At 65.0% G+C, this 25,879-nt stretch carries 24 protein-coding genes; 13 read left to right on the forward strand and 11 right to left on the reverse strand.

What is annotated here, in order from left to right; translation table 11 throughout:
- Positions 1-167: 167 nt before the first annotated feature.
- The 8 genes from EXZ48_RS08500 (at position 168) to ligA (ending at position 11,439) form a co-directional block, all read left to right on the forward strand.
- Positions 168-1,094 carry a D-alanine--D-alanine ligase gene (locus EXZ48_RS08500; protein WP_024271548.1) on the forward strand — a complete coding sequence of 309 codons (927 nt, stop codon included), beginning with the start codon at positions 168-170 and terminating at the stop codon, positions 1,092-1,094.
- Positions 1,082-2,002 (forward strand): cell division protein FtsQ/DivIB, encoded by a 921-nt coding sequence (locus tag EXZ48_RS08505; RefSeq protein WP_023515847.1) that lies wholly within the window; start codon positions 1,082-1,084, stop codon positions 2,000-2,002. Before EXZ48_RS08500 ends, EXZ48_RS08505 begins: the two co-directional genes overlap by 13 nt.
- The gene (ftsA, locus tag EXZ48_RS08510) at positions 1,999-3,330 is read left to right on the forward strand and encodes a cell division protein FtsA (protein ID WP_023515848.1); all 1,332 of its coding nucleotides are present in this window, start codon (positions 1,999-2,001) and stop codon (positions 3,328-3,330) included. The genes EXZ48_RS08505 and ftsA overlap by 4 nt, the downstream gene beginning before the upstream one ends.
- A 97-nt stretch (positions 3,331-3,427) precedes the next feature.
- A complete protein-coding gene (gene ftsZ, locus EXZ48_RS08515) occupies positions 3,428-5,164 on the forward strand; it encodes a cell division protein FtsZ (protein ID WP_130515335.1) in 1,737 nt (578 codons plus the stop codon).
- A gap of 361 nt (positions 5,165-5,525) precedes the next feature.
- Entirely contained in the window at positions 5,526-6,482 is a 957-nt protein-coding gene (gene lpxC, locus EXZ48_RS08520) for a UDP-3-O-acyl-N-acetylglucosamine deacetylase (protein WP_050744603.1), read from the forward strand.
- Positions 6,483-6,636: 154 nt separating this feature from the next.
- Positions 6,637-7,503 carry an outer membrane protein assembly factor BamD gene (locus EXZ48_RS08525; RefSeq protein ID WP_023513535.1) on the forward strand — a complete coding sequence of 289 codons (867 nt, stop codon included), beginning with the start codon at positions 6,637-6,639 and terminating at the stop codon, positions 7,501-7,503.
- A 20-nt stretch (positions 7,504-7,523) separates the two neighbouring features.
- Positions 7,524-9,194 (forward strand): DNA repair protein RecN, encoded by a 1,671-nt coding sequence (recN, locus tag EXZ48_RS08530; protein ID WP_050744540.1) that lies wholly within the window; start codon positions 7,524-7,526, stop codon positions 9,192-9,194.
- Positions 9,195-9,276: 82 nt separating this feature from the next.
- Positions 9,277-11,439, forward strand: coding sequence for an NAD-dependent DNA ligase LigA (ligA, locus tag EXZ48_RS08535; RefSeq protein ID WP_130515337.1), 2,163 nt, complete (start codon positions 9,277-9,279; stop codon positions 11,437-11,439).
- On the opposite strand, the gene EXZ48_RS08540 is transcribed toward ligA, so the two are convergent.
- The 4 genes from EXZ48_RS08540 to EXZ48_RS08555 form a co-directional block, all read right to left on the reverse strand.
- Entirely contained in the window at positions 11,426-12,385 is a 960-nt protein-coding gene (locus EXZ48_RS08540; RefSeq protein ID WP_130515339.1) for a M23 family metallopeptidase, read from the reverse strand. The two genes, ligA and EXZ48_RS08540, sit on opposite strands and share 14 nt — an antisense overlap.
- Before the next feature lie 65 nt (positions 12,386-12,450).
- The gene (locus EXZ48_RS08545; protein WP_130515341.1) at positions 12,451-12,861 is read right to left on the reverse strand and encodes a TIGR02588 family protein; all 411 of its coding nucleotides are present in this window, start codon (positions 12,859-12,861) and stop codon (positions 12,451-12,453) included.
- A gap of 7 nt (positions 12,862-12,868) precedes the next feature.
- Positions 12,869-13,711, reverse strand: coding sequence for a TIGR02587 family membrane protein (locus tag EXZ48_RS08550; RefSeq protein WP_130515343.1), 843 nt, complete (start codon positions 13,709-13,711; stop codon positions 12,869-12,871).
- A gap of 74 nt (positions 13,712-13,785) precedes the next feature.
- Positions 13,786-15,729 (reverse strand): DEAD/DEAH box helicase, encoded by a 1,944-nt coding sequence (locus tag EXZ48_RS08555; protein ID WP_130515345.1) that lies wholly within the window; start codon positions 15,727-15,729, stop codon positions 13,786-13,788.
- Positions 15,730-16,010: 281 nt separating this feature from the next.
- Between EXZ48_RS08555 and panC the strand changes: the two genes are divergently transcribed.
- The 4 genes from panC to EXZ48_RS08575 all read left to right on the forward strand — a co-directional run bounded on the left by panC (position 16,011) and on the right by EXZ48_RS08575 (position 18,937).
- A complete protein-coding gene (gene panC / locus EXZ48_RS08560) occupies positions 16,011-16,880 on the forward strand; it encodes a pantoate--beta-alanine ligase (protein ID WP_130515347.1) in 870 nt (289 codons plus the stop codon).
- 1 nt (position 16,881) lies between these two features.
- Entirely contained in the window at positions 16,882-17,706 is an 825-nt protein-coding gene (gene panB / locus EXZ48_RS08565; protein ID WP_050744547.1) for a 3-methyl-2-oxobutanoate hydroxymethyltransferase, read from the forward strand.
- A 182-nt stretch (positions 17,707-17,888) separates the two neighbouring features.
- The gene (locus tag EXZ48_RS08570; protein ID WP_023513526.1) at positions 17,889-18,623 is read left to right on the forward strand and encodes an AzlC family ABC transporter permease; all 735 of its coding nucleotides are present in this window, start codon (positions 17,889-17,891) and stop codon (positions 18,621-18,623) included.
- Positions 18,624-18,625: 2 nt separating this feature from the next.
- Positions 18,626-18,937 (forward strand): AzlD family protein, encoded by a 312-nt coding sequence (locus EXZ48_RS08575; RefSeq protein WP_023513525.1) that lies wholly within the window; start codon positions 18,626-18,628, stop codon positions 18,935-18,937.
- Here the strand turns inward: EXZ48_RS08575 and EXZ48_RS08580 are convergent.
- From EXZ48_RS08580 to EXZ48_RS34820, 5 genes are all read right to left on the reverse strand, one after another.
- On the reverse strand, positions 18,927-20,762 hold the full coding sequence (locus EXZ48_RS08580) for an aminopeptidase P family protein (RefSeq protein WP_130515349.1): 1,836 nt from the start codon (positions 20,760-20,762) through the stop codon (positions 18,927-18,929). The two genes, EXZ48_RS08575 and EXZ48_RS08580, sit on opposite strands and share 11 nt — an antisense overlap.
- Positions 20,763-20,925: 163 nt before the next feature.
- Positions 20,926-21,450: a hypothetical protein gene (locus EXZ48_RS08585; protein WP_130515351.1), complete on the reverse strand. Its 525-nt coding sequence runs from the start codon at positions 21,448-21,450 to the stop codon at positions 20,926-20,928.
- A gap of 429 nt (positions 21,451-21,879) precedes the next feature.
- Positions 21,880-22,761 (reverse strand): 50S ribosomal protein L11 methyltransferase, encoded by an 882-nt coding sequence (locus tag EXZ48_RS08590; RefSeq protein ID WP_050744550.1) that lies wholly within the window; start codon positions 22,759-22,761, stop codon positions 21,880-21,882.
- A 78-nt stretch (positions 22,762-22,839) separates the two neighbouring features.
- The gene (locus tag EXZ48_RS08595; protein WP_023514277.1) at positions 22,840-23,439 is read right to left on the reverse strand and encodes an SCO family protein; all 600 of its coding nucleotides are present in this window, start codon (positions 23,437-23,439) and stop codon (positions 22,840-22,842) included.
- Between the two features lie 120 nt (positions 23,440-23,559).
- On the reverse strand, positions 23,560-23,718 hold the full coding sequence (locus EXZ48_RS34820) for a hypothetical protein (RefSeq protein ID WP_165909312.1): 159 nt from the start codon (positions 23,716-23,718) through the stop codon (positions 23,560-23,562).
- A 267-nt stretch (positions 23,719-23,985) separates the two neighbouring features.
- Here EXZ48_RS34820 and EXZ48_RS08600 point away from each other — a divergent pair, with 267 nt between their 5' ends.
- Positions 23,986-24,450 (forward strand): chemotaxis protein CheW, encoded by a 465-nt coding sequence (locus EXZ48_RS08600; RefSeq protein WP_023514279.1) that lies wholly within the window; start codon positions 23,986-23,988, stop codon positions 24,448-24,450.
- 65 nt (positions 24,451-24,515) lie between these two features.
- Here EXZ48_RS08600 and EXZ48_RS08605 read toward each other — a convergent pair whose 3' ends face one another.
- The gene (locus EXZ48_RS08605) at positions 24,516-25,022 is read right to left on the reverse strand and encodes a CreA family protein (protein ID WP_130515353.1); all 507 of its coding nucleotides are present in this window, start codon (positions 25,020-25,022) and stop codon (positions 24,516-24,518) included.
- A 92-nt stretch (positions 25,023-25,114) separates the two neighbouring features.
- Positions 25,115-25,861: a copper homeostasis protein CutC gene (locus tag EXZ48_RS08610; protein WP_130515355.1), complete on the reverse strand. Its 747-nt coding sequence runs from the start codon at positions 25,859-25,861 to the stop codon at positions 25,115-25,117.
- Positions 25,862-25,879 lie beyond the last annotated feature (18 nt).

Raw genomic sequence — 25,879 nt, forward strand, 5'->3', positions numbered from 1 at the left:
GGACAGGAAAATTCGCCTCCGGGCGGCCGCGGTTAACGAAAGTAAACGCTTCATTAACCTTAATGGCGCTCTAGTGGTCCCAACTCGCTCGCCGAGTCGGATCGCAGAGGCAAATCAGGTCCGCGCAAGGGACGAGAGGCAGTGTGCGGAATTCAGTTGGGGGTTCTATGAGCGTAAAGCATGTCGCGATGCTGATGGGTGGTTTTTCGTCGGAACGGCCGGTGAGCCTTTCGTCGGGCAACGCCTGCGCCGACGCGCTTGAGGCCGAGGGCTACAAGGTCACGCGTGTCGATGTCGGTCACGATGTTGCAAGCGTGCTTGCCGAACTGAAGCCCGATGTCGCCTTCAATGCGCTGCATGGCCCCTTCGGCGAGGACGGCACCATCCAGGGCGTGCTCGAATATCTCGAGATCCCCTATACCCATTCCGGCGTGCTCGCCTCGGCGCTTGCCATGGACAAGGCGCAGGCGAAGATCGTCGCCAAGGCGGCGGGCATTCCGATCGCCGAGCAGCGGTTGATGAACCGCTTCGATTTCACCTCCTCGCATCCGATGAAGCCGCCCTATGTGGTGAAGCCCGTGCGCGAGGGGTCCTCCTTCGGCGTCGTCATGGTCAAGGAAGACCAGTCTCATCCCCCGCAGATCATTACCTCGTCCGAGTGGCGCTATGGCGACAGCGTCATGGTCGAGCGCTACATCTACGGCCGCGAACTGACCTGCGGCGTCATGGGCGACGTGGCGCTTGGCGTCACGGAAGTGGTGCCCCAGGGCCACGCCTTCTACGACTATGATTCCAAATACGTAAAAGGCGGCTCGAAACACGTCATCCCGGCACAAATTTCACCGAATATTTACCAAAAAGTACAAACACTCTCCCTCAAGGCGCATCAAGCGATCGGGTGCCGTGGCGTCAGCCGTTCCGACTTCCGTTACGACGACCGATTCTCCGAGAATGGCGAGCTTGTCTGGCTGGAAATCAACACTCAGCCCGGCATGACCCCCACCTCCCTGGTGCCCGAAATGGCTGTTCATGCCGGCCATTCCTTTGGTGAATTCTTGCGGTGGATGGTGGAGGACGCGTCGTGTTTGCGTTGAGCGTCAAAAGGAGCAGGGTACGCCCCGTCGGGCCTCCGGAAACGGAAGCCGGTCGTGTGCTGCCGCGCCCGCTGCGCCGGATCGTCCGGTTCCTGGTCAGCCTTGCGGCCGGTCGTATCCACATTCCGCGCCATACCGGCAGCATCGCGACCGTGCTTTTCATCGGCGCGACGGGCCTCTACGGCATGTCGCTCGGCGGTCATTCGCAGGATGTCGCCCAGGCCTCGACGACGGCGATCGGCTTTGCCATCGAGGACGTCAAGGTTTCCGGCAACCGCGAGACTTCGGAAATCGACATTCTCGAGCGCCTTGGCCTCGATGGCACGACCTCGCTGGTCGCGCTCGACGTCAACGAAGCCCGCAAGCAGCTCACCGAACTGCCGTGGGTCGAGGATGTCTCGGTTCGCAAGATCTATCCGGGCACGATCGAGATCGCACTGAAAGAGCGCGAAGCGTTCGGCATCTGGCAGCACGGCAGCGATCTTTCGCTGATCGAGAAGAACGGCAGCGTGATTGCGCCGCTGCGCGACAACAAGTTTTCGACGCTGCCGCTGTTCGTCGGCCGCGACGCCGAAACCGCTGCCGCCGGCTTTGCCGACGAGTTCGACAACTGGCCGGAAATCAAGGCGCGCGTGAAGGCTTACATCCGGGTCGCCGGCCGGCGCTGGGACCTGAGGCTCGACAACGGCATCGTCGTCAAGCTGCCGGAGCACAACGTGCCGCGCGCCATGGATACGCTGGCAACGCTTGAAGCGGAGCAGGGCATTCTGGAACGGGACATCGCGGCCGTTGATCTTCGGTTGGAAGACCGCACGACGGTTCGTTTGACGGAAGGGGCGCTGGAACGCCGCAATGCGGCGGTCGAGCAGAGAACGAAGGACCTGAAGAAGGCAGCGAAGCGCACATGAGCATTTTCGGTTCGTCCCATTTTGGCCTGCCGCGCTTGAAGCCGCTTTCCTCCAAGCGGGCACATGTCGTTTCGGTCCTCGATATCGGCTCCACCAAGGTCGTCTGCATGATCGGCCGGCTGACGCCGCGCGCCGAGAGCGAGATCCTGCCCGGCCGCACGCACAATGTCGAAGTCATTGGCATCGGCCACCAGAAATCCCGCGGCGTGAAGAACGGCGTCATCACCGATCTCGATGCGGCCGAAAGCGTCGTACGCCTTGCCGTCGATGCGGCCGAGCGCATGGCTGGCCTCACCATCGAAAGCCTGATCGTCAACGTTTCGGCCGGTCGTCTCCAGAGCGACGTCTACACCGCGACCATCGATCTTGGTGGCCAGGAAGTCGACGCGAACGACCTGCGCAAGGTGCTTGCCGTTGCCGGCCAGCAGTCGCTGCGCCAGGACCGCGCCATCCTCCACTCGCTGCCGACGGGCTTCTCGCTCGATGGCGAGCGCGGCATCCGCGATCCGCTCTCCATGTTCGGCGACGTGCTCGGCGTCGACATGCATGTGCTGACGGCGGAGCGCGCCGCGCTGAAGAACCTCGAACTGTGCATCAACCGCGCACACCTCTCCGTGGAGGGCATGGTCGCGACGCCCTATGCCAGCGGCCTTTCCGCCCTCGTCGACGATGAAGTCGAACTCGGCTGCGCCTGCATCGACATGGGCGGCGGCACGACGACGATCTCCGTCTTCGCCGAAGGCAAGCTGGTGCATTCCGACGCCGTCTCGCTCGGCGGCCACCACGTCACGACGGACCTTGCACGCGGTCTTTCGACCCGCATCGAGGATGCCGAACGCCTGAAGGTCGTGCACGGTTCGGCGCTGCCGAACGCGGCCGACGAGCGCGACATCGTCACCGTCCCGCCGATCGGCGAGGATGACCGCGACCAGCCGACCCATGTGCCGCGTGCGCTGCTCTCGCGGATCGTGCGTGCCCGCATCGAAGAGACCATCGAACTCATCCGCGACCGCATCCAGCGCTCCGGCTTCTCGCCGATCGTTGGAAAACGAATCGTGCTGACGGGCGGCGGGAGCCAGCTCACCGGCCTGCCGGAAGTCGCGCGCCGCATCCTCGCCCGCAATGTCCGCATCGGCCGCCCGCTCGGCGTGTCCGGCCTGCCGACGGCGGCGAAGGGCCCGGCCTTTTCGACAGCGGTCGGCCTGATGATCTATCCGCAGGTCGCGGAACTGGAAGAACACGCTGTGCAGGGCGGCATGCTCTCGCAGCTCACGGGTGGCAACGGCCGCATTGCCCGCATGGGCCAGTGGCTGAAGGAAAGTTTCTGACGGGTTTTCCGGCGGCGTAGTGCCGGGAAAGACCGAGATTTGAGTTTTGGGAATAGACCGGCTGGGCGAAGCGGCCGGAAACGAAAGGAACACTGCAATGACTATCAAGCTCCAGAAGCCGGACATCACCGAGCTGAAGCCCCGCATCACCGTCTTCGGTGTCGGCGGGGGCGGTGGCAATGCTGTCAACAACATGATCACCGCGGGCCTGGAAGGCGTCGACTTCGTCGTTGCCAACACCGACGCCCAGGCGCTGACCATGACCAAGGCGACGCGGATCATCCAGATGGGTGTCGCCGTCACCGAAGGTCTTGGCGCCGGCTCGCAGCCGGAAGTCGGCCGCGCTGCCGCCGAAGAGTGCATCGACGAGATCATCGACCACCTCAACGGCACCCACATGTGCTTCGTCACCGCCGGCATGGGCGGCGGCACGGGCACGGGTGCGGCTCCGGTCGTCGCCCAGGCCGCCCGCAACAAGGGCATCCTGACGGTCGGCGTCGTCACCAAGCCGTTCCACTTCGAAGGCGGCCGCCGCATGCGCCTTGCCGAAGAAGGCATCCAGGAACTGCAGAAGTCGGTCGACACCCTGATCGTCATCCCGAACCAGAACCTCTTCCGCATCGCCAACGACAAGACCACCTTCGCCGACGCCTTCGCGATGGCCGACCAGGTGCTCTATTCGGGCGTCGCCTGCATCACCGACCTGATGGTCAAGGAAGGCCTCATCAACCTCGACTTCGCCGACGTCCGTTCGGTGATGCGCGAGATGGGCCGCGCCATGATGGGCACGGGCGAAGCCTCGGGCGAAGGCCGCGCAATGGCCGCTGCCGAAGCCGCGATCGCCAACCCGCTGCTCGACGAAACCTCGATGAAGGGCGCACAGGGCCTGCTCATCTCCATCACGGGTGGCCGTGACCTCACCCTCTTCGAAGTCGACGAAGCCGCAACCCGCATCCGCGAGGAAGTCGATCCGGACGCAAACATCATACTCGGCGCTACCTTCGATGAAGAGCTCGAAGGCCTGATCCGCGTTTCCGTTGTTGCAACCGGTATCGACCGCGCGGCCTCGGAGGTGGCTGCACGTAATGCTGACTTTCGCAGCCTCAGCAAGCCGGTAGTTCGTCCCTCCGCCGCCGTTCCGGTCCAGCCGCAGTTCCAGGCCGTCGCGCCTCAGCCGCAGCCGGTCATGCAGCAGCCCGTCATGCAGCAGCCGGTTGCCCAGCAGCCGCTCGTCGATCCGATCGCCGAAGCCATCCGTGCCTCGGAAGAGAGCCTCGAGCGGGAACTGGCCATTCCGGTGAACCGTCCGGCTCCGGTGCAGCAGCCGGTCGCTTCCACCCAGGAAGAGCCGCGCCTGCAGAACCGTCTCTTCGCCGCTCCGGCCGAAATGCCGGCGCAGCGTCCGGTCCAGCAGCAGCCGATGCACCAGGCTCCGGTCATGCAGCAGCGCGTCGAACCGTCCGCTCCGATCATCCGGCAGGAGCCGCAGACGATGCGCATGCCGAAGATCGAGGACTTCCCGCCGGTCGTGCAGGCCGAGATCGACCATCGCGCTGCCCAGCAGCCGGTCGCCTCGCACAGCGAAGAGCGCGGCCCGATGGGTCTCCTGAAGCGCCTGACGTCCTCGCTCGGCCGTCACGAGGAGCCGCAGGTCGCCCAGGAGCCGGCACCGCAGGCCCAGCAGCAGCGCCGCCCGCTGTCGGCTGAAGCCAGCCTCTATGCTCCGCGCCGCGGCCAGCTCGACGACCATGGCCGCGCCAATCCGCAGCCGCGTTCGCTCGGTGAGGACGACCAGCTCGAAATCCCGGCCTTCCTGCGCCGCCAGTCGAACTGAGGTCTTCCCGGAGATCGTTTTTCAGAATGCCCGGACCCTGGTCCGGGCATTTTTGATTCGCCTCTGATTTCAAGAGCTTGCCGCCGAGATAAAGCGTTACAAAGCGAAAGAAACAGTGATTTGTGTAGCCCTGAGGGACCTACTACATTCAGGCTAGGCACAGGGGCCAGTCAGGGATCGGATGCCGGCATCACGCCGGAGAGCATCAAATCACTCCAGACGTCGAGGCGGACTTGTCGGTGGGCGCAGCGCGCCCGGCCAAGGGTTTCCTTGGGCCAATGAAAGACCGGGGCTTCCGCGAGCCCATGAAAGACAGAATGTCGGCGAGGAATGAGCCGACAGTAAGACGAGGCGAATGCACATGACGATCGGTATGCTCGGTTTCCAGACGACGATTGCGAACCCGGTGACCATTTCGGGCACGGGCGTCCATTCCGGCGCGGCCGTTTCGATCACCTTCAATCCTGCCGAAGCCGACAGCGGCATCGTTTTCCAGCGCCTGCACGACGACGGTACCGTCAGCGAATACCGCGCGGTCTCCGCACAGGTCGGCAACACGGACCTCTGCACGGTCCTCGGCTTTTCGCCGGCCACCATGATCGCCACCGTGGAGCACGTCATGGCTGCGCTGTACGCGCTTGGCCTCGACAACGTGCTGATCGAAGTCACCGGCGCCGAAATGCCGATCATGGACGGCAGCTCTGCGCCGTTCATCGACGCGATCGACCAGGTCGGCCTCATCCCGCTTGCCGTCAAGCGCCGCTATATCCGCATCGTCAAGCCGGTGCGCGTCGAGGCAGGCGCGTCCTGGGCTGAGTTCTCGCCCTATGACGGCACGCGGTTCGAAGTCGAGATCGATTTCGACTGCCCGTTGATCGGCCGCCAGTCCTGGAAGGGCGACCTTACGCCGACAGCGTTCCGCAACGAACTGTCGCGCGCCCGCACCTTCGGTTTCATGCGCGACGTGGAAAAGCTCTGGGCCGCCGGCTTTGCGCTCGGCTCGTCGCTGGAAAATTCCGTCGTCATTTCCGATGACAACACCGTGATCAATGTCGAGGGCCTGCGGTACGCCAAGGACGAGTTCGTGCGCCACAAGACGCTCGATGCCGTGGGTGACCTTGCGCTTGCCGGTGCACAGTTCATCGGCTGCTACCGCTCCTATCGCGGCGGCCACAAGATGAACGCCCATGCCCTGAAGGCGCTGCTCAGCGACCGTACGGCCTATGAGGTCGTCGAAGCCGCCGCGCCGCGCTCGCGGCCGGGCCAGCGCGAGCTGATCGCGGTCAACGCGCCGGAATTTGCGCCCTGGTCCCTTTGAGGGGAATTTTTCCGGCCGCTGCTTTCCAGACAGCCTTGCCACAAAAATGCGTTAATGCATCGGCATGGCGTTGCGGTCTTCACGTATTTGGAGATACAACGCGGGGCGCGCGGGGCGGGTTACCGCATCGCGTCCGTTGAACTGGGATTGTCACATGGTTGTTGCAGGGTCTGTTGGTGTGAAGAAGACGGCGCGCATTGTCTATCTTACGCTTTTTGCGGCGGCTTCGCCTGTCGTTCTTTCCGCGTGTCAGTCGGATCCCGATATCGACATCACCAAGCTGGCCGGCGAGACTGAGCCTGCCGACAAGCTCTACAACCAGGGCCTTGCCAACCTGAACGCCGGCAAGGTGGGAGAGGCGAGCCGCAAGTTCGAGGCCGTCGATCGCCAGCATCCCTTCTCCGAAGAAGCGCGCAAGGCGCTCGTCATGTCGGCCTTCACCAATTACCGCCAGGGCCGCAACGAGGAAGCGATCACTGCCGGCAAACGCTATCTCAACCTCTATCCGGGTTCGGAAGACGCCGCCTATGCGCAGTACATCGTCGGCCTTGCCTATTGGAAGCAGATCCCGAGCGTGACGCAGGACCAGCGCGCCTCCGCGCAGACGCTGGAAGCCATGCAGGCCGTTGTCGAGAACTACCCCGATTCGGAATATGTCGAGGACGCGCAGACCAAGATGCGGTTTGCCCGTGACCAGCTCGCCGGCAAGGAAATGCAGGTCGGCCGCTATTATCTCGAGCGCAAGGAATATATCGCGGCAGCCAGCCGCTTCCGCGTCGTCGTCGAAAAGTATCCGATGACCAACCAGATCGAGGAAGCGCTCGCCCGTCTCGTCGAGACCTATTACGCCATGGGCGTGGATACGGAAGCGCAGACGGCGGCGGCGGTGCTCGGCCATAACTATCCCGACAGCCAGTGGTATTCCGACAGCTACAAGCTCCTGCAGTCGAAGGGCCTCGAACCGCGTGAAAACAGCGGGTCCTGGATTTCTCGTGCAGGCAAGAAGCTGCTCGGCGTCTAAGCAAGAGATATGGCAGGGCCATGCTGGCGCAGCTTTCGATCCGCGATATCGTCCTGATCGAAAGGCTCGACCTTGCTTTCGAGCCGGGCCTTTCCGTGCTGACGGGCGAGACGGGCGCCGGAAAATCCATTCTTCTCGACAGTCTGTCGCTCGCGCTCGGCGGGCGGGGTGACGGCTCGCTGGTGCGCCATGGCGTGGATCGCGGTCAGGTGACGGCGGTCTTCGACGTGCCGCATGGTCACGCCGCCCGGACGCTCCTGCGCGACAATGGCATCGACGACGACGGCGACCTCATCTTCCGGCGCCAGCAATCCGCCGACGGGCGCACCAAAGCCTTCGTCAACGATCAGCCGGTCTCCGTGCAGCTGATGCGGCAGGTCGGCCAGCGCCTCGTCGAAATTCATGGCCAGCATGACGATCGTGCGCTTGTCGATACCGATGCGCACCGTCTGCTGCTCGATGCCTTCGGCGGTCTCGGCGAGGCGGCAGGCGATGTCGGCACGCTCTATCACCAGTGGAAGGAAGCCGAACGCACGCTGCGCCGTCACCGTGACAAGGTGGAAGCGGCTGCCCGCGAGGCCGATTACCTGCGTTCCTCCGTCGAGGAGCTGGAAGTCCTCTCGCCGCGGGATGGCGAGGAGGATGCGCTGGCGGAAGTCCGCGCCCGCATGATGAAGGCCGAGCGTATCGCCGGTGACATCAACGAGGCGAGCGAATTCCTGAATGGCAATGCCTCGCCCGTGCCCCTCATCGCCGCGCTTGTGCGCCGTCTTGAGCGCAAGAGCCACGAGGCGCCGGGCCTGCTGGAGGAGACGGTCGAGCTGCTCGATCAGGCATTGAACCAGCTTTCCGACGCACAGATGGCCGTCGAGGTGGCGCTGCGCAAGACCGAATACGATCCGAAGGAGCTGGAGCGCACGGAAGAGCGCCTCTTCGCCCTGCGCGCGGCTGCCCGCAAATACTCCGTGCCCGTCACCGGCCTTCCGGCCCTTGCCGCCAAGATGATCGCCGATCTTGCCGATCTCGATGCCGGCGAGGAGAAGCTGGTGCGGCTTCAGGCGCATCTTGCCGAGACGCGTGCCGCATTTGACCAGGCCGCCCGTTCGCTCTCCGACAAGCGCCACCATGCGGCCGAGGCGCTTGCCGCCGCCGTCATGGCGGAGCTGCCGGCGCTGAAGCTGGAGCGCGCGCGCTTCACCGTCGAGATCACCACCGACCTGGAGGGCGGTGCGGAAGAGGGGATCGACACGGTCGAATTCCACGTCCAGACCAATCCCGGAACGCGTCCCGGTCCGATCATGAAGGTCGCCTCCGGCGGGGAACTCTCGCGTTTCCTGCTGGCGCTGAAGGTGGCGCTCGCCGACCGCGGCTCCGCGCCGACCCTCGTCTTCGACGAAATCGACACCGGCGTCGGCGGCGCGGTGGCCGATGCCATCGGCCAGCGGCTGAAGCGGCTGTCCTCCACCGTGCAGGTGCTCTCCGTCACCCACGCCCCGCAGGTCGCGGCCCGTGCGGCGACGCACCTTCTCATCTCCAAGGGACCAGTCGAAGGCAGCGAGACCGTCGCCACCCGCGTAGCCCGCATGGACGATGGCGCGCGCACGGAAGAAATCGCCCGCATGCTCGCCGGCGCTTCGGTGACCGACGAGGCGAGGGCGGCGGCGGCGCGGTTGCTTTCGGGTGGGGTATAGCCGGCGACGGCCCCTCATCGTGCTCCCATCTTTTCTTTCACCTCATTTCCTCTAGAACGGTGGCAGAATCCCGGAGCAGGCCATGGCGAATGTGAAAACCCCCGTCGAGAATCTCAATGAAGAAGAGGCTGCGGCAGAACTCGCCTTTCTGGCGGCCGAAATTGCGCGCAACGACGACCTGTACCACGGTCAGGACGCGCCGGAAATTTCGGATGCCGACTATGACGCCCTGAAGCGGCGCAACGAGGCGATCGAGGCGCGGTTTCCGGCGCTGGTGCGCGACGACAGCCCGTCGCGCCGCATCGGCTCGGCTCCACTGCCGACCTTCGCGCCGATCACCCATTCGCGCCCGATGCTCTCGCTCGACAATACGTTCTCCGACGAGGACGTCCGGGACTTCGTCGCCTCCGTCTACCGCTTCCTTGGCCGCCTGCCGGACGATTCGATCGCGTTTACCGCCGAGCCGAAGATCGACGGCCTTTCGATGTCGATCCGCTACGAGAACGGCCGGCTGGTCAGCGCGGCGACGCGCGGCGACGGCACGACGGGCGAGAACGTCACCGCCAATGTCATGACCATCGGCGAGATCCCGAACCGCCTGCCGGCCGGTGCGCCTGATGTCGTTGAGGTGCGCGGCGAGGTCTATATGGCCAAGAGCGACTTTCTGGCGCTTAACGAGAAGATGGCGGCGGAGGGCAAGCAGACCTATGTCAATCCGCGCAACACGGCGGCGGGCTCGCTGCGCCAGCTCGACGCGACGGTGACGGCGAGCCGAAAGCTGCGTTTCTTCGCCTATGCCTGGGGCGAGATGTCGGCCATGCCGGCCGATACGCAATATGGCATGATCGAGGTGCTGAAGGCCTGGGGCTTCCCGGTTAATCCGATGACCAAGCGGCTTTCCCGCGTCGATGACATCATCGCGCATTACCGCGAGATCGGCCTTGACCGCCCGGATCTCGACTATGACATCGACGGCGTCGTCTACAAGGTGGACGAACTGGCATTGCAGGAACGCCTCGGTTTCCGCTCCCGCTCGCCGCGCTGGGCGACGGCGCACAAGTTCCCGGCCGAGCAAGCCTTCACCATCGTCGAGGATATCGACATCCAGGTGGGCCGGACCGGGGCGCTGACGCCCGTCGCCCGCCTTGCACCCGTTACCGTTGGCGGCGTGGTCGTCACCAATGCAACCTTGCACAATGCCGACTACATCGCCGGCATCGGCAACAGCGGCGACCGCATCCGGCCGGAGGGCCATGACATTCGCATCGGCGACACCGTTATCGTGCAGCGCGCGGGCGATGTCATTCCGCAGGTGCTTGACGTCGTGCTGGAGAAACGCAAGCCGGAATCGCAACCATACGAATTTCCGACGGAATGCCCGTCCTGCCGCAGCCATGCCGTCCGCGAGCGCAACGAAAAGACCGGCCGCCTCGATTCGGTGACACGGTGCACGGGCGGGTTCGTCTGCCCCGCGCAGGCGGTGGAGCATCTCAAGCATTTCGTCTCGCGCAACGCCTTCGACATCGAAGGCCTGGGGACCAAGCAGATCGACTTCTTCTTCACCGCGCAGGACGACAGTCTCAACATCCGCACCGCGCCTGACATCTTCACGCTCCGGAAGCGACAGGACGAATCCGAGCTGACGAAACTCGAGAATATTGACGGTTTCGGCAAGGTGAGCGTTCGCAAGCTCTATGATGCCATCGATGCGCGGCGCTCCATCGCGCTCAACCGTTTCATCTACGCGCTCGGTATCCGCCATGTGGGGGAAGGCAATGCCAAGCTGCTGGCGCGTGCCTATGGCACCTACGCGGCCTTCGAGGAGGCGCTGATCGCGGCGTCGTCGTTTTCGGGCGACGCGTGGACCGAACTGAACAGCATCGACGGGATCGGCGAGGTTGTCGCCCGGGCTCTCGTGGAGTTCTACAAGGAACCGCGCAACCTTCAGGTCATCGCTGCCCTGCGCAAGGAGGTGGAGCCGCAGGCCGCCGAAGCGGTGGTGGCGACCGCGAGCCCGGTTGCCGGCAAGACGGTGGTGTTCACGGGATCGCTGGAGAAGATGACGCGCGACGAGGCCAAGGCGATGGCCGAGCGGCTGGGCGCCAAGGTGGCGGGTTCTGTCTCCAAGAAGACGGATCTCGTGGTCGCCGGGCCGGGCGCCGGCTCCAAGCTCGACAAGGCGCGGGAGTTCAACGTCGAGGTCATCGACGAGGACGGCTGGCTCGAGCGGATCAAGGCGCCGTGACGATCGAGCCGCGCACGAGGAAGCGGCCGTCGAAGGTCATGGGCACGCCCTGGCCTTCGTTGTAGTCCCGCGTGCCGCCGAGATAGGCATGCATGTGCAGGTGCGGCTCGGATGAGTTGCCGGAATTGCCGACCCGGCCGAGCGTTTCGCCCTTCGTGACGACCGCGCCATCGGCGACGGCGACCGAACCCTTGCGGAAATGGGCAAGCAGGATGCGCGCCGAGCCGCAGGCGAGGATGATGTGGTTGCCCGCTGGCGCCTCGGTATTGCTCTCGGAGATGCGGTTGTCGTCCACGCCGTCATGGGTGGCGATGGCGACGCCGTTGCAGGGGCTCTTCACCTCCCGGTCATAGATCTCGTAGTCCGCAAGGTCCTTTGGCATCAGCCCGTTCGCGCGCATGCCGAAACCGTTGAGCGCGACGATGTCGAGCGCGAAGCGCTGGCTCTGGCTGGCATGGTGATAGTTGATCGAGGTCGTGCCGCCGCCCTGGCCGACATAGTAGGTGCCGGCGGCGAACGGGAAGGCGAGCTCCACGGCCGTCTCCTTGTAGCCGTAGCCGGAAAGGGCCCGTGCCGTCAGCGCCAGGAAGAACACGGCCATGGCTGCGGTGAAGCCATGCGCGCGCAAGAGCGAAGGTGATGCATTCCAGGGCCGGCCGCGAACGCGCAGATAGGAGAGGGCGGCGGCCACGACGAACGCCGCCGGCAGGAGCATTGCAAGGGCGGAACCGAGGAAATCCCAGCGCCCGATGACGGTGACGAAGGCGAAGTAGGCCGCCCCGTAGGCGACGCGTGTCAGCCAGCCGAGCCGGTCGATGGGGCGGGGCAGAAAGAGCCAGGAGAAGAAGAAGGCCGGGAGGAGGACCTGGGTGGTCAGCAGGATGAGAATGGGCCATGCCATGGTGAAGCCTTGCGGGGTCTGGAATGCCCATTTCGATGCGGACACGGATACTTGTCTTTTGTTCAATCCGCAGATGCGTATTTGGTTCCGCTTTTTCAAGCCGTTGGCCGCTATGGACCGGTGTAGCCGGCGGCACGGATATCCACCCGCCGCCCGGCCGGGTCTCCCGCAAACAGGATGGCGCCTGTCGACTTCGATTCTGCGGCGACATAGTCGAAGACAACGTGGTTCTCCTCGACGATCTTTTCGCCTTCCATCAGCCGCCCGATGACGGTGACGGCTGCCGCGGTGGTGGTTCCGGAATTGGCGATGTCGAAGGTGACGCGCTGTCCGGCGCCGGTCTTCTCCGTCGTCAGCACCGTGACGGAAAGGTCCGGTGGCGTCGCCTCCCGCGTGAAAGCCTCCCAGCCGATCCAGCCGAGCATGCCGGCGACGAGGAGGGCGGAGACCAGGCCGGTCAGCCATTCGATCCAGTGAGGATCGTGGCGTTCGCGATGGCGGCCCCGTTCGGATCGGGTCATGGCTGCCTCACAGGATCAATCGCGCGGCTGCGGCGCCAAGCGCTGCGGGAAAACCGAGCACGATGACGGACAATGCGACCTCGACCGGCGCACTGCCGCCAAGGCGCTCGAAGATCCACAGGGCGAAGATGCTGATCGCCAGCGCAATGACATAGCCGGGCAGGGTGAAGCGCACGAAGGCGTGCCACCAGGGCGTCTGCGGGGAAAGCTCGTGCCCGCCGGTGAAGGACACCGCATAGACGAAGCCGTGCATAAGGGCGATGGAGATGAGGGCGACGGCAAGGGCATGCCAGACGGTCATCTTGTAGGCGAGCACCATCATCTCGTCGGTCGGCGCGATGTTGAGCGAGAGAAAGAGGGCCCCGGCCGCCATCAGCAGCAGCTCGCCGGCATAACTCGTCTCCTTCGTTCCGGTGTCATCGTCATCATGGCCGAGCTGGCTGCGGCCGAGCATGGCGCCGATGCTGGCGGGGACGGATTGCAGGGCGACCTTGCCGGAAAGTTCGCTTGCCGGCATGCCGCCACGCAGCAGGCCGAGCGCCGTCAGCACCACCAAGCTGGTCAGGATGCCGATGCCGTAGGCGATCGCCGCGTCACGGATTGCCTCGCGCCAGCCGAATGTCTCCTCGAAACCGATGCGATGGGCGAGCAGGATCAACAGGGGAATGTCGAGGAGGAGCAGCAGGAACAGGCGCTCGCGCGCCATGGAGAAGCCGAGATGCCACATTTCCATGGTCATCAGCATGGGCAGCGCCAGGAACAGGGCGCCGGCGACACCGCGGCCGAGGCCGGTCACGAACCGGTTGAGTTCGTCCTTGTCCGCCGCCGTCTGCGCGTCGTTTCCGGCCATGAAAACCCCCTCGCAAAAGCACGGGGGTAACGCGGCGCGGACCGGATGGTTCCGCGCCGGTCAGGTGTCATTGTTTAGAAGCGATCCGGCTTCTTGGCCTTCGGCTTGCGCGGCGCGCCGTCGGGCTTGGCGAACTTCTCGTCGCGCTTTCCCTTGAAGGGCTTGGCACCGGCGAAGGGCTTGGCGGGCTTCTTGCCGCCGTCTTCGCGGTCCTTCCAGTGCGGCTTGGCGGCGGCACCTTCCGGCTTGTCGAAATCGCGCTTCTTCTCGAAACGCGGCTTCTTCTCGAATTCGCCCTTCGGCTTCCAGTCGGCGCGGCGTTCCGGCTTGTCGTAGCGCTGCGTCTTCTCGCCGGGCGCACGCGTATAGGGCTGCGGCGTCAGGTCGGGCTGGCCTTCCAGCACGGTAACGCGGATGCCGCGCTCCAGCATGCTGCTTGGGCCGAGATGGCCGAGGAAGCCGTCGGCGGAAGCGGCGGAGAGCTCGATATAGGTCTCTTCCGGCTGCATCTTGATCGCGCCGATCTCGTTCTTGGTGATGCTGCCGTTGCGGCAGAGCATCGGGATCAGCCAGCGCGGTTCGGCGCGCTGCTTGCGGCCGACCGACACGGAGATCCAGACGCTCGCCCCGAAACCGTCGCGCGGGCGCTTGGTTTCGGCGGGAATGAAGTCGTTGCCGCGCTCGCGCGGCTTGCGCTGTTCGAGCGAGACCTCGACCAGGTCTTCCGGCGCCGAGCGGCCAGCCTTGAAGAAACGGGCGACGGCGGCGGCCAGCTGGCGGGCGTCGAAGCGTGCGGCGAGCGCGTCGATCGTCTCGACCTCGTCTTCTCCGATCGTGTCGGTCAGCATGGGGTCGGCGAGCAGACGCTCGTCGTCGCGGCGCAGGATGTCCTCGGCGGACGGCGGGGTCGCCCAGTTCGCCTTGAGGTTGGCGGCCTGCAGCAGGCGCTCGGCCTTGCGGCGGGCGCTGAGCGGCACGATGAGCGCGCTGACGCCCTTGCGGCCGGCACGGCCGGTGCGGCCCGAGCGGTGCAGCAGCGTTTCGGGGTTGGTCGGCAGGTCGGCATGCACGACGAGCTCGAGATTGGGCAGGTCAATGCCACGGGCGGCGACGTCGGTGGCGATGCAGACGCGGGCGCGGCCATCGCGCATGGCCTGCAGCGCGTGGGTGCGCTCGTTCTGGCTGAGTTCGCCGGAGAGTGCCACGACCGAGAAGCCGCGATTGTTGAAGCGGGCCGTCAGGTGGTTCACCGCTGCGCGCGTCGAACAGAAGACGATGGCGTTCTGCGCATCGTAGTAGCGCAGAACGTTGATGATGGCGTTCTCGCGGTCGGCGGGCACGGCCAGCAGGGCGCGATAGTCGATGTCGACATGCTGCTCCCGCTCGGACGCGGTCGAGATGCGGAGCGCGTCGCGCTGGTAGTTCTTAGCGAGCGCGGCGATTTCCTTCGGCACGGTGGCCGAGAACATCAGCGTGCGGCGGTCTTCCGGCGCGGCTTCGAGGATGAATTCGAGGTCTTCGCGGAAACCGAGGTCGAGCATCTCGTCGGCTTCGTCGAGCACGACTGCGCGGATGGCGGAGAGATCGAGGTTGCCGCGGGTGATGTGGTCGCGCAGGCGTCCCGGGGTGCCGACGATGATATGGGCGCCGCGCTCCAGCGCGCGCCGCTCGTTGCGCACGTCCATGCCGCCGACGCAGGAGGCGATGACGGCACCGGTCATCTCGTAGAGCCATTCCAGCTCGCGCTTGACCTGCATGGCAAGCTCGCGCGTCGGCGCGATGACGAGGGCAAGCGGGCTCTCGGCGCGGGCGAAGCGCTCTTCGCCCTCAAGCAGCGTCGGGGCGAGCGCGAGGCCGAAGGCGACGGTCTTGCCGGAGCCGGTCTGGGCGGAGACCAGCGCATCGGAATCGCCGATCTTGGGGTCGGAGACGGCGATCTGCACCGGCGTCAAGGTGGTGTAGCCGCGTTTTTCCAACGCCTTTGCCATCGCCGGAGCGAGGCTTTCAAAACTCGTCATGTAGGGTCTTTCGGAATTCGGGTTCCGCGACGATCTGGCGTCGCACTCTGCGCTCGTATGCGACGGGCGTGTCAACGCGCTCTCTACTGGGCATTGAGCGAAATGTACAGTGCGCAAAATGCAATGCTGCCCAGCGGCGGGGCCTATCGCCGCCCAAGGTGTTTGCCGATTGTCTTTTTGCGCTGCACAAGATAGAAAACGGCGCCTCCTGGAACCGATCCGCAGAGATCGTGCAGGCGGCATCGCCCGCGGGAGAGGGCGAGAGCAAGGAGGAACCGTCGATGCAGACCTTTACAACCATCGCGGATTTGCGCGCGGCGCTGGCGCCGCACCGGCTGGACGGTCGCACCATCGGTCTCGTGCCCACCATGGGCTACCTTCATGTCGGCCATATGGAGCTTGCCCGGCGGGCCTGCGCCGACAACGACATCGTCGTCGCCACTATCTTCGTCAATCCGCTGCAGTTCGGAGCAAACGAGGATCTTGCGCGCTATCCGCGCGACCTTGCCCGCGACCAGGCGATGCTGGAGGCCGAAGGCGTGCACTATCTCTTCGCACCCGGCGTTTCCGACATGTATCCGCGGCCGATGGAGACTGTCGTTGATGTGCCGAAGCTCGGCTCGGAGCTCGAAGGGTCCGTCCGCCCCGGGCATTTCGCGGGGGTCGCGACGGTCGTCACCAAGCTCTTCAATATCGCCCAGCCGGACCGCGCCTATTTCGGCGAGAAGGACTTCCAGCAGCTCACCATCATCCGCCGCATGGCCGAGGACCTGGCACAGCCGGTCGAGGTGATCGGCGTGCCGACGGTGCGCGAGGCGGACGGGCTCGCCTGTTCCTCGCGCAACGTCTACCTCTCGGCCGGGGAGCGCGCCGCTGCCGCCATCGTACCGCGCGCGCTGGAGGAAGCCGAGCGGCTGATCATGGCGGGCGAGACGGATGCAAGGCGCCTGGAGGCGGGCGTTACCGCCTTTCTTGCCAGCGAGCCGCTCGCCAAGCCCGAAGTGGTCGCGATCCGCGATCCGCAGACGCTTGCCGAGATCGACACGGTCGGCGATCGACCGGTTCTTTTGTTGCTTTTCGTGCGCTTTGGGAGCACGAAACTCCTCGATAATCGGGTTTTTGGCCCGAAAAACATGAAAAAGGTAGCGTGACATGAGCGTACATACCGCCAAGCGCCGTCTGGCGCCCGCCGACATCCGGGCCCTCAAGGGCGAGCGTCCGATCGTCAGCCTCACCGCCTATACGACCCCGGTCGCCAAGCTCATGGATCCCCATGTCGATTTCATGCTGGTCGGCGACAGCCTCGGCATGGTGCTCTACGGTCTCGATTCCACCGTCGGCGTGACGATCGAGATGATGATCGCCCATGGCCAGGCCGTCATGCGCGGCTCGTCCAGCGCCTGCGTCGTCGTCGATCTGCCCTTCGGCTCCTACCAGCAGTCGAAGGAACAGGCCTTTGCGACGGCTGCCAGGGTTCTCAAGGAAACCGGCTGTTCGGCGATCAAGCTGGAGGGCGGGGCGGAAATGGCCGAGACGGTGCATTTCCTCACCCAGCGCGGCATTCCGGTGCTCGGCCATGTCGGCCTGATGCCGCAGCTCATCAACACGACCGGCGGCTACCGCTCGCTCGGTCGCAACGACAAGGAAGTCGAGAAGATCCGTCGCGACGCTGCGGCCATCGACGATGCCGGCGCCTTCGCCATCGTCATCGAGGGCACGGTCGAGCCGCTGGCGCGCGAGATCACCGGCACGGTCAAGGCGCCGACCATCGGCATCGGAGCCTCGCCGGCCTGCGACGGACAGGTGCTGGTCGTCGACGACGTGCTCGGCATCTTCACGGATTTCAAGCCGCGCTTCGTCAAGCACTTCGCCAATCTCGCCCCCGTCATGAGCGAGGCTTTCGCGACCTACGCCGAAGAGGTGAAGGCACGCAGCTTTCCGGCACCCGAGCACACGTTCCAGCTCAAGAAGAGCTGATAATCGATCAGCGCCGGAAGAAAAACAGCGCTGATTGATCAACGACGCTGAACGGTCCATCAGCCATATTGGTTTGCGGGTGGATCGCGCCTGTTCTATGGGTGGCGGATCGTTTCCTGCAAGTCCGGCCGGAAGACCGCCGTGCGCTCCTCCCGGATTTGCGACAGATCTTGAGCAGACCCATGACCCCCGCCACGAAAGAAGAAATCCGCGACGCCTTCCGGCGTGGCAGCGCCGTCGCGATCGCCGCGGCGCCATTTGCCGTGCTGTTCGGTGCCGTCGCCGTGGACAACGGCCTGACGATCGCGGAAGCGGCGCTGATGAGCGCGACGCTTTATGCCGGCGCCAGCCAGCTCGTCGGCGTCGAGCTCTTCGATCACAATGTCGCGCCCTGGCTGGTGGTGCTGTCGATCTTCGCCGTGAACTTCCGGCACGTGCTCTATTCGGCGGCGATCGCCGCCCATATCCGGCATCTCACCTTCTGGCAGAAGGCGACGTCGCTGTTCTTCCTCACCGACCCTCAGTTCGCCGAAACCGAGCGTCGTGCGGATGCGGGTATCCGCGTCAGCTATATCTGGTCGATGGTGCTCGGCCTCAGCGTCTATGTGCCCTGGCTCTGCCTGACGGTTGTCGGGGGACTGCTCGGCAACCTGATCGGCGATCCCAAGGAGATCGGCATCGATGTGCTGCTGCCGATCTACTTCATGGGCCTGGTGCTCGGCTTCCGCAGCCGGGCGAACTGGCTTCCGGTGGTGCTGGCCTCCTCGGCAGGCTCGATCCTGGCGCTGCATTTCGTCGGCTCGCCCTGGCATGTCAGCCTTGGCGCGCTTGCGGGGGTACTCGTCGCGGCGGTCATGCCGCTCGATGACAAGGCACCGGCCGAGCCGGTCGGCGACGCTGCACGTGGGGAGGCATGAGCATGGACACGCTGTTCCACACGCAGACGCTGCTGATCATCGCCGCTGGCGCCATCGCGACCTACCTGACGCGCGTCGGCGGCTATGTCTTCATCACGCGCATGAAGCGCATCCCACCGCGCGCCGAAGCGGCGCTGAACGCCGTTCCGGCCGCCGTGCTCACCACGCTGGTGGCGCCGGCAGCCGTGACGGGCGGTTTCGACGTCAGCGTGACGATGGCCATCGCCTTCCTGCTTGGCCTGCGTCTCTCGCTCCTGCCGGTGCTGGCCATCGGCTGGGTCGTCGTGATGGTGCTGCGTCAGTTCATCGGCTGACCGGCGCCGTCGCCTTTTCCAGCCAGCTCTTCGTTGCTTCGTCCGACAGCAGCGGCGTGATCTTTTCGCGCACATCCGCGTGGTAGGCGTTCAGCCAGGCAAGCTCGTCGTCCGTCATCAGGGCGGCGACGACGAGCCGGCGGTCGATCGGGCAGAAGGTCAGCGTCTCGAAGCCGAGCATGTCCATGTCGCCGCCGTCGACCGGGGCGGCCGGCAGGACGTGGATCAGGTTCTCGATGCGGATGCCGAAGGCGCCGGGGCGGTAGTAGCCGGGCTCGTTGGACAGGATCATTCCGGCCAGAAGCTCCTGCGTCGAAAGCCGGGAAATGCGCTGCGGACCCTCATGCACGGAGAGATAGGAGCCGACGCCGTGGCCTGTGCCATGGGCGAAATCGGCACCGGCCTTCCACAGCGCGATGCGGGCGAGCGGATCGAGGTCGCAGCCGCGCGAGCCTTTCGGGAAGCGTGCCGTGCTGATCGCGATCATGCCCTTCAGCACCAGGGTGAAGAAGCGCTTCTGCTCTTCCGGCACCGCGCCGATCGCCACCGTGCGGGTGATGTCCGTCGTGCCGTTGATATACTGCGCGCCGGAATCGATGAGGAAGAGCGTGCCCGGCTCGATGAGCGTGTCCGATGCGGTCGTCACGCGGTAATGCATGATGGCGGCATGGGCGCCGGCGCCCGCAATGGTGTCGAAGGACACGTCCTTCAGCGGGTTCTGATGGCGCTCGCCGACGCTGGCACGCACGGCCTCCAGTTTCTTCGTGACGGCCATTTCGGTCTGCGTGCCGGGCGTCGTGCCGTCGAGCCAGGCGAGGAACTCTACCATGGCCGCGCCGTCCTGAAGGTGGGCACGCGCGGAACCCTGCAGCTCGACGGCATTCTTGCAGGCACGGGGCAGGCGGGCCGGGTCGGCGGCTTCGACCAGCGTGCCGCCCTTACGGCGTACGATCTCGGCAAGCGCGAAGGGAGCCTGCTCAGGGTCGATCAGGATGCGCTTGCCCTCGGCAGCGAGCGCCGCGATGCGCTCGTCGAACTGCGACGGCGGTAAGAGGTCGGCGAGCTGGGTGAGGTAGGCCTCGGGCTCGATGCCGGTCTTGCGCTTGTCGAGGAAGAGCTGCGGGCGACCCTCTGCCGGAATGATGGCGCGGGCCAAGGGATGCGGCGTGTGCGGCACGTCGCTGCCGCGGATGTTGAAGATCCAGGCGATGGAGGACGGGTCCGTGACGGCGAGGGCATCCGCGCCGACCTTGGCGGTCGCCTCCGCCATCTTGGCGAGCTTGTCCCTGGCCAGTTCCCCGGCCTGGTCGATCGCCTGGATCGTCACGCGGCCGAGCGGTTCGCTCGGGCGGTCGGCCCAGGCCTTGTCGAGCGGGTTGTGGGGCAGGAAGACGAGGGCGCCGCCGAGGCCGGCAAGCGCCTTCTCGAGGCGGCGCACTTCCGCGCCGGTGTGCAGCCACGGGTCGATGCCGAGACGGAAACCCTTCGGCGCGTGGTTCTGCAGCCAGAGATGCGGCGGCTCGCCGACAAGGTCGCCACCGGTGTAGACGCTGCCGTCGACCTGCTCGGCGAGCTGCGTGACATAGCGGCCATCGACGAAGACCACGGCCGCACCGCGCATGACGAGCGCAACGCCGGCCGAACCGGTGAAGCCCGTCAGCCAGGAAAGGCGCTCGGCCGAGGCCGGCACGTATTCGCCCTGGTACTCGTCGGCGCGCGGCACGAGGAAGCCGTCGATGCCGAGTGCATCGAAGCTGGCGCGCAGCGCATCGGCGCGTTCGCGGCCGAACTGGGGCGTGGAGGTGACGTCGAAACTCTGGAACATGGGAGACTTCCGGTATGGCGATGAATCGTGCCGGCAATCTAAAGCATGTCGCGCAAAAGTGCGCGGCGGTTTTGCGCTGCCGGCATGCGAAAAACCAAAGCATTGAAGCGCAGAGAGCGAATCTGGCGGATTGCAACGCGCTTTGGCCTATCGGCCGGCCGCGTCAAAGGCGGGAGAGATAGCGCTCCAGCACGGCGCGGGTCAGGCGCTGGTTGTTGCGATACCAGTCGTCCTCGGTGAAGAAGGCGGGTTCGCCGGCATCCCAGCCGCTCATCGAAAAATCCGACTGGCGGGCGAGGAAGGCGACGAAGTCTTCCTCGGTCTTCCACGCCGCGATGGGGGAGCCGAAATAGGCCCCGCCATCCTGCACGTCGGCGAGCATGACGCCGTCATCGGTGCGGATGAGGCCCTGGCCGCAGAAATCCCGGTGATAGTCGTAGATCACGCCGTTGCCCGGCACCTCGTTTGCCAGCTTTCGCCAGAGCTGTTCGGCCAGCGTTGCGCCGAGCGGCTTGCGGCTGAGGGCATCGCGCAGGGACAGGGCGATACGACGGCGTTCAGCCTCGGTGCGCGTGGTGCTTTCGACGCGGTGCGGATTCCTGCGCGCCTCGATGTTGGCGCGGATCGCGATCCACAGCACGAAGACAATAATCGCAAGGGTGATGAGCGGAATGATGGTGGCGGCCATGATCAGGAAAGCTCCCGGATCGTGCCAAGAGGTCTGTAATTGGACTTATGCATTGTGTGCATGGCACCCATGTCCCAAAGGCCCTGTCGCAAATTTTCGAATCTTGTATAAGCAGCGCCAACGAAGCGAAACAAAACGCGCTTCAAGCGAAACGAAGTGAAAGCTCCTCCAGTCCTTCGGATCGCAAAATGAACTGCCGAAAGGCAAAAGACTAGGTGTTCCGATCAGGCGTCTTGCCGGTCACTCCTCCTCCCTCCTCCGGGAAGGCGCTCGGAACACATAGGCCCGCTTGAGCACTCCTCCTCCTCAAGCTCGCGGGCAGGTCGGTTCGCCGGCCCATAGGCGGTGCCTCTGGCACCGCCTTTTATTTTGCCTGTATTTCCCTTGCGTTGAAGCGGGATGTTGCCACCCCGCTTCCGGACGGTGCCGTCACCGCCGGTTGTCGAGGTGGATCGTCACCCAGCCTTCGCGCCAGATCGTGCGCACATGACGCAGGCCTGCGCCATTGTAGGCAGCAAGCACCTTCCAGCGCTGCGAGGCGAGGATGCCGGACAGGATGACATCGCCCTGCGGCGCCAGTTGTGCGGCGAGCTGCGGTGCCATACGCATCAGCGGCCGGGCGAGGATGTTGGCGATGATGAGGTCGAAGGGGCCGTGGCGGCCGAAGGCGGTGGAGTGGAAGCCCGGCGCTGTTTCCAGCGCGACGCCGGAGGCGATGCCGTTGAGGCGGACGTTTTCCCGTGCGACGCGCGTGGCGATCGGGTCGATGTCCGTCGCCAGAACCGTGACCGGGGCGAGCTTGCGCGCGGCAATCGCCAGAACGCCGCTGCCGGTGCCGAGGTCGAGAACGCGCTTGACCTTGCGCGTGCGCATCACGTCGGAGATCACCTCCAGGCAGCCCGCCGTCGTGCCGTGATGGCCGGTTCCGAAGGCCTGGCCGGCGTCGATCTCGATGGCGATCTCGCCAGCCCGCACCTTGCCGCGGTCATGCGAGCCGTGCACGACGAAACGCGCGGCGCGCACCGGCTTCAAGCCTTCCAGCGACTTGGCGATCCAGTCGATATCGGGCAGTTCCTCGCGCTCGATAGGCGCATCGGGAAACGCCTCGGCAAGCAGCGCCGCGAAACGCCCGTGGATTTCAGCCTCGTCCTCACGGAACATGTAGACGGAGGCTTCCCAGATGTCCTTCTTTTCGTCGATCTCCATCGTCGCAATGGCATAACCTTCTTCCTCGAAGGCGTCGGTCATCAGCGAGAGGGCGATATCGGCCCGCTTCTCGGTCGTGGTGATATAGAGGCGGATTTCGCTCACGGCTCGGGGTCCCTGTTGTTTCAGGTCCGCCTAGCATGTCCGAAAGCCGAGGGCAAAGGTGTATGCCCGGCCTGACGATTATCCCTTGATCAGGTTCGTCAGCTTCTGCTCGGCGACCTCGGGGTTCTCGCCATAGGCGATGGTGCCGACGAAGCGGCCGGTCGCGTCGAGCAGGAAGACGGATGCCGTGTGGTCCATCGTGTAGTCGCCGTCGGGCTTGGCCTCGTCGAGCGGCACCTTGCGGTAGTAGACCCGGTAGCCCTTGACCATCTCCAGCACCTTGTCCGCCGGGCCGGAAATACCGGTGATGCGCTTGGAGACGTTGCCGACATACTGGCCGATCAGCTCTGGCGTGTCGCGTTCCGGATCGACGGTAATGAAATAGGCCTGCAGCTTGGAACCGTCGGGATCGACCTTGGTGAGCCAGCCGTTCATCTCGAACAGCGTCGTCGGGCAGACTTCCGGGCAGTGGGTGAAGCCGAAGAAGAGGGCGGTCGGCTTGCCGGTGAAGGCCTTTTCGGTGATCGGCTTGCCATCCTGCGCGACGAGCTCGAAGGGTACGCCGAACGGACCGCCCGCGACCTCTTCCTTCGTCTTGGTCATTTCCAGCGTCAGCCAGCCGAGCAGGGCGGCGACGAGGGCGACGGCGATCCAGAGTACGAGGCGCAGGGTCTTCATGGCAGTCCTTCGATAAGGCTATGTCCGAGGTTTGCGCGTGTCATAGTCCTTCGGTCCGGCGCGCGCAAACGGGCCAATTGCCGCAATGCGCGGAAGGATCGGGGGCTCGCGGAATTGTGATCAGAAGCACCAGGCCATGCCGGATTCGGCAAGGCTGAGGAGGATCGCCGAACCATGCTCTACCCAGCCGGCAAAGGCGGCTGTGGCGGCCATAACGCCGAGGCCGAGCACGATGAGTGCAGCGGGCAGGGCGGTGTATCGGCGGGCGGTCTTGTCCATAGGGCGAGTATAGACCGGAACCGCGGAATTTCAAACGGGGCAGGACTGCCGTAGCGGAAGGCGTTTCGCCGTCCGGGAATTCATCAAAAGCGGCTAAAATGCAAGTTCCCGGTGCCCTTCCTTAGCCATTGTTTAATCTCTCTTTGCCACTTTCGGATAACGCGCAAAGGGCCGGTCTGACCCGCTGGACATGATGTCCGCCGCGCGCCGGAGACGGCGTGCAGCGCATTCCAACAAGTCCATCGTCGATTGGAAAGAGCCTCACCCATGTCCAACGCCCTGAAACAGTCCGGCGCCTATCTCGAAATCGTCTCCTTCCATCTCGGGGAGCAGGAATTCTGCATCGACATCATGGCCATCCGCGAAATCCGCGGCTGGGCACCGGTGACGCCGATGCCGCACACGCCGCCCTACGTGCTCGGGCTCATCAACCTGCGCGGCGCGGTGATCCCGGTCATCGACATGGCCTGCCGCCTCGGCATGAAGATGACCGAGCCGTCCGAGCGCTCCGCGATCATCGTCACCGACATTGCCGGCAAGCTCGTCGGCCTGCTCGTCGAGCAGGTTTCCGACATGATGACCATCAAGAGCGAAGCCCTCCAGCCGGCGCCGGAAATCATTCCGGAAGCCCAGCGGGCCTTCTGCCGCGGCATCGTCGCGCTCGAGAAGTCGATGGTCTGCTTCCTCAACCTCGACACCGTCATCGCCGACGAACTCGCCCAGGCCGCCTGATTGCGGCAGCCGAGCGATCGACATCTTCTGCACCCGGCCGGTTCACGGCCGGGTGTTTTGCGTTTTCAGGGTTTGCCGTTCGTCCAGGTGACGGCCTCGCCATAGAGCGGCACGGTGGAGATCGACATCTTCGCCGACCCTTCCGTCAGCTCGCGCGAATGGGCGAGATAGATCAGCGTGTCGTTCTTCTTGTCGTAGATGCGCGTGACGATCAGCGACTTCCAGATCAGCGACAGGCCGGACTTGAAGACCTCTTCGCCCTCGCGGTCGAGCTCTATGTCGCCGATGGTGATCGGGCCGGTCTGCTGGCAGGAGATGGCGTTGTTCGAGGGATCCTCGAACCAGTTGCCCTTCTTCAGCCGATCGATGACGCTGCGGTCGAAGTAGGTGACGTGGCAGGTGACGCCGGACACCTCCGGATCGGTCACCGCATCGATATAGATATCGTTGCCGATCCAGTCGACGCCGACCTTGCCGACCGTCTCGGCGGCAGCGGGCAGGGCGGCGAGCGCCATCAGGCCGGCAGCAAGGGCTGTGCGAAGGCGAGGTGCGGCAAGTTTCGTCAGCGACATGGCAGGTCTCCTTGTTCCGTCTTCAAGGTAAGGAGGCGCCGGCCGCTTGCAAGCCGGCGCCCGGCGCATTTTCGCTTTCGCTGAAGTTGCCCTTACGATTTTGCCGCGGCGATGGTGGCGCGCACCGCATCCCTGTCGGTCAGCGTCACCTCGTATTCCCGGTCTTTTTCCGTGCCGCCCATGCCGACATGCGGGTTGCGGAAAGCCATGCCGCTCGGCACGGTCTTCAGCGCGGCAAAGTGCAGCTCGGCAAGTCCGGCGCCGTCGCGGACCGCGCGGATGTTGTCCGCATCGAGCGCGCCGCAGCCCATGATCACGATGCGGCCGGCAGCCTGCTCGTTGGCGGCCTTGAGGATGGCAAGGCCTTCCAGCGCCGTGTCGCGCTGGCCCGACGTCAGCACGCGGTCGACGCCGCAGCGGATGAGCGCCTCCAGTGCCTCGCCGGCATCGGCCGTCATGTCGAAGGCGCGGTGGCAGGTGACGGACATCGGCCGCGCGGCCTCGACCAGCCGTTTGGTGCGCGCCTCGTCGATCCTGCCGTCCGGCGTCAGGCAGCCGATGACGACGCCGGAAACGCCTTCGCCCCGGAGGGCGGCGATATCCTCCACCATCGTCTCGAATTCCGTTTCCGAGTAAAGGAAGTCGCCGCCACGCGGGCGGATGATGACGTGGACGGGGATTTTGGCGGCCTTTACCGCGGCGCGGATCGTCGCAAGGCTCGGCGTAAGACCGCCCTCGACAAGGCTGGCGCAGAGTTCCACGCGGTCGGCGCCTGCATCCTGTGCGGCCAGGAAACCGTCGATGCCTTCGACGCAGAGTTCGATGAGGGGCTTGGCCATGGTGTCCTTCCGGGGCTT

The organism is Shinella sp. JR1-6, assembly GCF_004284735.1.
GTDB lineage: Bacteria > Pseudomonadota > Alphaproteobacteria > Rhizobiales > Rhizobiaceae > Shinella.

Bases quoted from the DNA above. Each gene is read 5' to 3' on its own strand.
- EXZ48_RS08500 (WP_024271548.1), top strand. From the start codon at position 168: ATGAGCGTAAAGCATGTCGCGATGCTGATGGGTGGTTTTTCGTCGGAA.
- ftsA (WP_023515848.1), top strand. From the start codon at position 1,999: ATGAGCATTTTCGGTTCGTCCCATTTTGGCCTGCCGCGCTTGAAGCCG.
- ftsZ (WP_130515335.1), top strand. From the start codon at position 3,428: ATGACTATCAAGCTCCAGAAGCCGGACATCACCGAGCTGAAGCCCCGC.
- lpxC (WP_050744603.1), top strand. From the start codon at position 5,526: ATGACGATCGGTATGCTCGGTTTCCAGACGACGATTGCGAACCCGGTG.
- EXZ48_RS08525 (WP_023513535.1), top strand. From the start codon at position 6,637: ATGGTTGTTGCAGGGTCTGTTGGTGTGAAGAAGACGGCGCGCATTGTC.
- recN (WP_050744540.1), top strand. From the start codon at position 7,524: ATGCTGGCGCAGCTTTCGATCCGCGATATCGTCCTGATCGAAAGGCTC.
- ligA (WP_130515337.1), top strand. From the start codon at position 9,277: ATGGCGAATGTGAAAACCCCCGTCGAGAATCTCAATGAAGAAGAGGCT.
- EXZ48_RS08545 (WP_130515341.1), bottom strand. From the start codon at position 12,861: ATGACCCGATCCGAACGGGGCCGCCATCGCGAACGCCACGATCCTCAC.
- EXZ48_RS08550 (WP_130515343.1), bottom strand. From the start codon at position 13,711: ATGGCCGGAAACGACGCGCAGACGGCGGCGGACAAGGACGAACTCAAC.
- EXZ48_RS08555 (WP_130515345.1), bottom strand. From the start codon at position 15,729: ATGACGAGTTTTGAAAGCCTCGCTCCGGCGATGGCAAAGGCGTTGGAA.
- panC (WP_130515347.1), top strand. From the start codon at position 16,011: ATGCAGACCTTTACAACCATCGCGGATTTGCGCGCGGCGCTGGCGCCG.
- panB (WP_050744547.1), top strand. From the start codon at position 16,882: ATGAGCGTACATACCGCCAAGCGCCGTCTGGCGCCCGCCGACATCCGG.
- EXZ48_RS08570 (WP_023513526.1), top strand. From the start codon at position 17,889: ATGACCCCCGCCACGAAAGAAGAAATCCGCGACGCCTTCCGGCGTGGC.
- EXZ48_RS08575 (WP_023513525.1), top strand. From the start codon at position 18,626: ATGGACACGCTGTTCCACACGCAGACGCTGCTGATCATCGCCGCTGGC.
- EXZ48_RS08580 (WP_130515349.1), bottom strand. From the start codon at position 20,762: ATGTTCCAGAGTTTCGACGTCACCTCCACGCCCCAGTTCGGCCGCGAA.
- EXZ48_RS08585 (WP_130515351.1), bottom strand. From the start codon at position 21,450: ATGGCCGCCACCATCATTCCGCTCATCACCCTTGCGATTATTGTCTTC.
- EXZ48_RS08595 (WP_023514277.1), bottom strand. From the start codon at position 23,439: ATGAAGACCCTGCGCCTCGTACTCTGGATCGCCGTCGCCCTCGTCGCC.
- EXZ48_RS34820 (WP_165909312.1), bottom strand. From the start codon at position 23,718: ATGGACAAGACCGCCCGCCGATACACCGCCCTGCCCGCTGCACTCATC.
- EXZ48_RS08600 (WP_023514279.1), top strand. From the start codon at position 23,986: ATGTCCAACGCCCTGAAACAGTCCGGCGCCTATCTCGAAATCGTCTCC.
- EXZ48_RS08605 (WP_130515353.1), bottom strand. From the start codon at position 25,022: ATGTCGCTGACGAAACTTGCCGCACCTCGCCTTCGCACAGCCCTTGCT.
- EXZ48_RS08610 (WP_130515355.1), bottom strand. From the start codon at position 25,861: ATGGCCAAGCCCCTCATCGAACTCTGCGTCGAAGGCATCGACGGTTTC.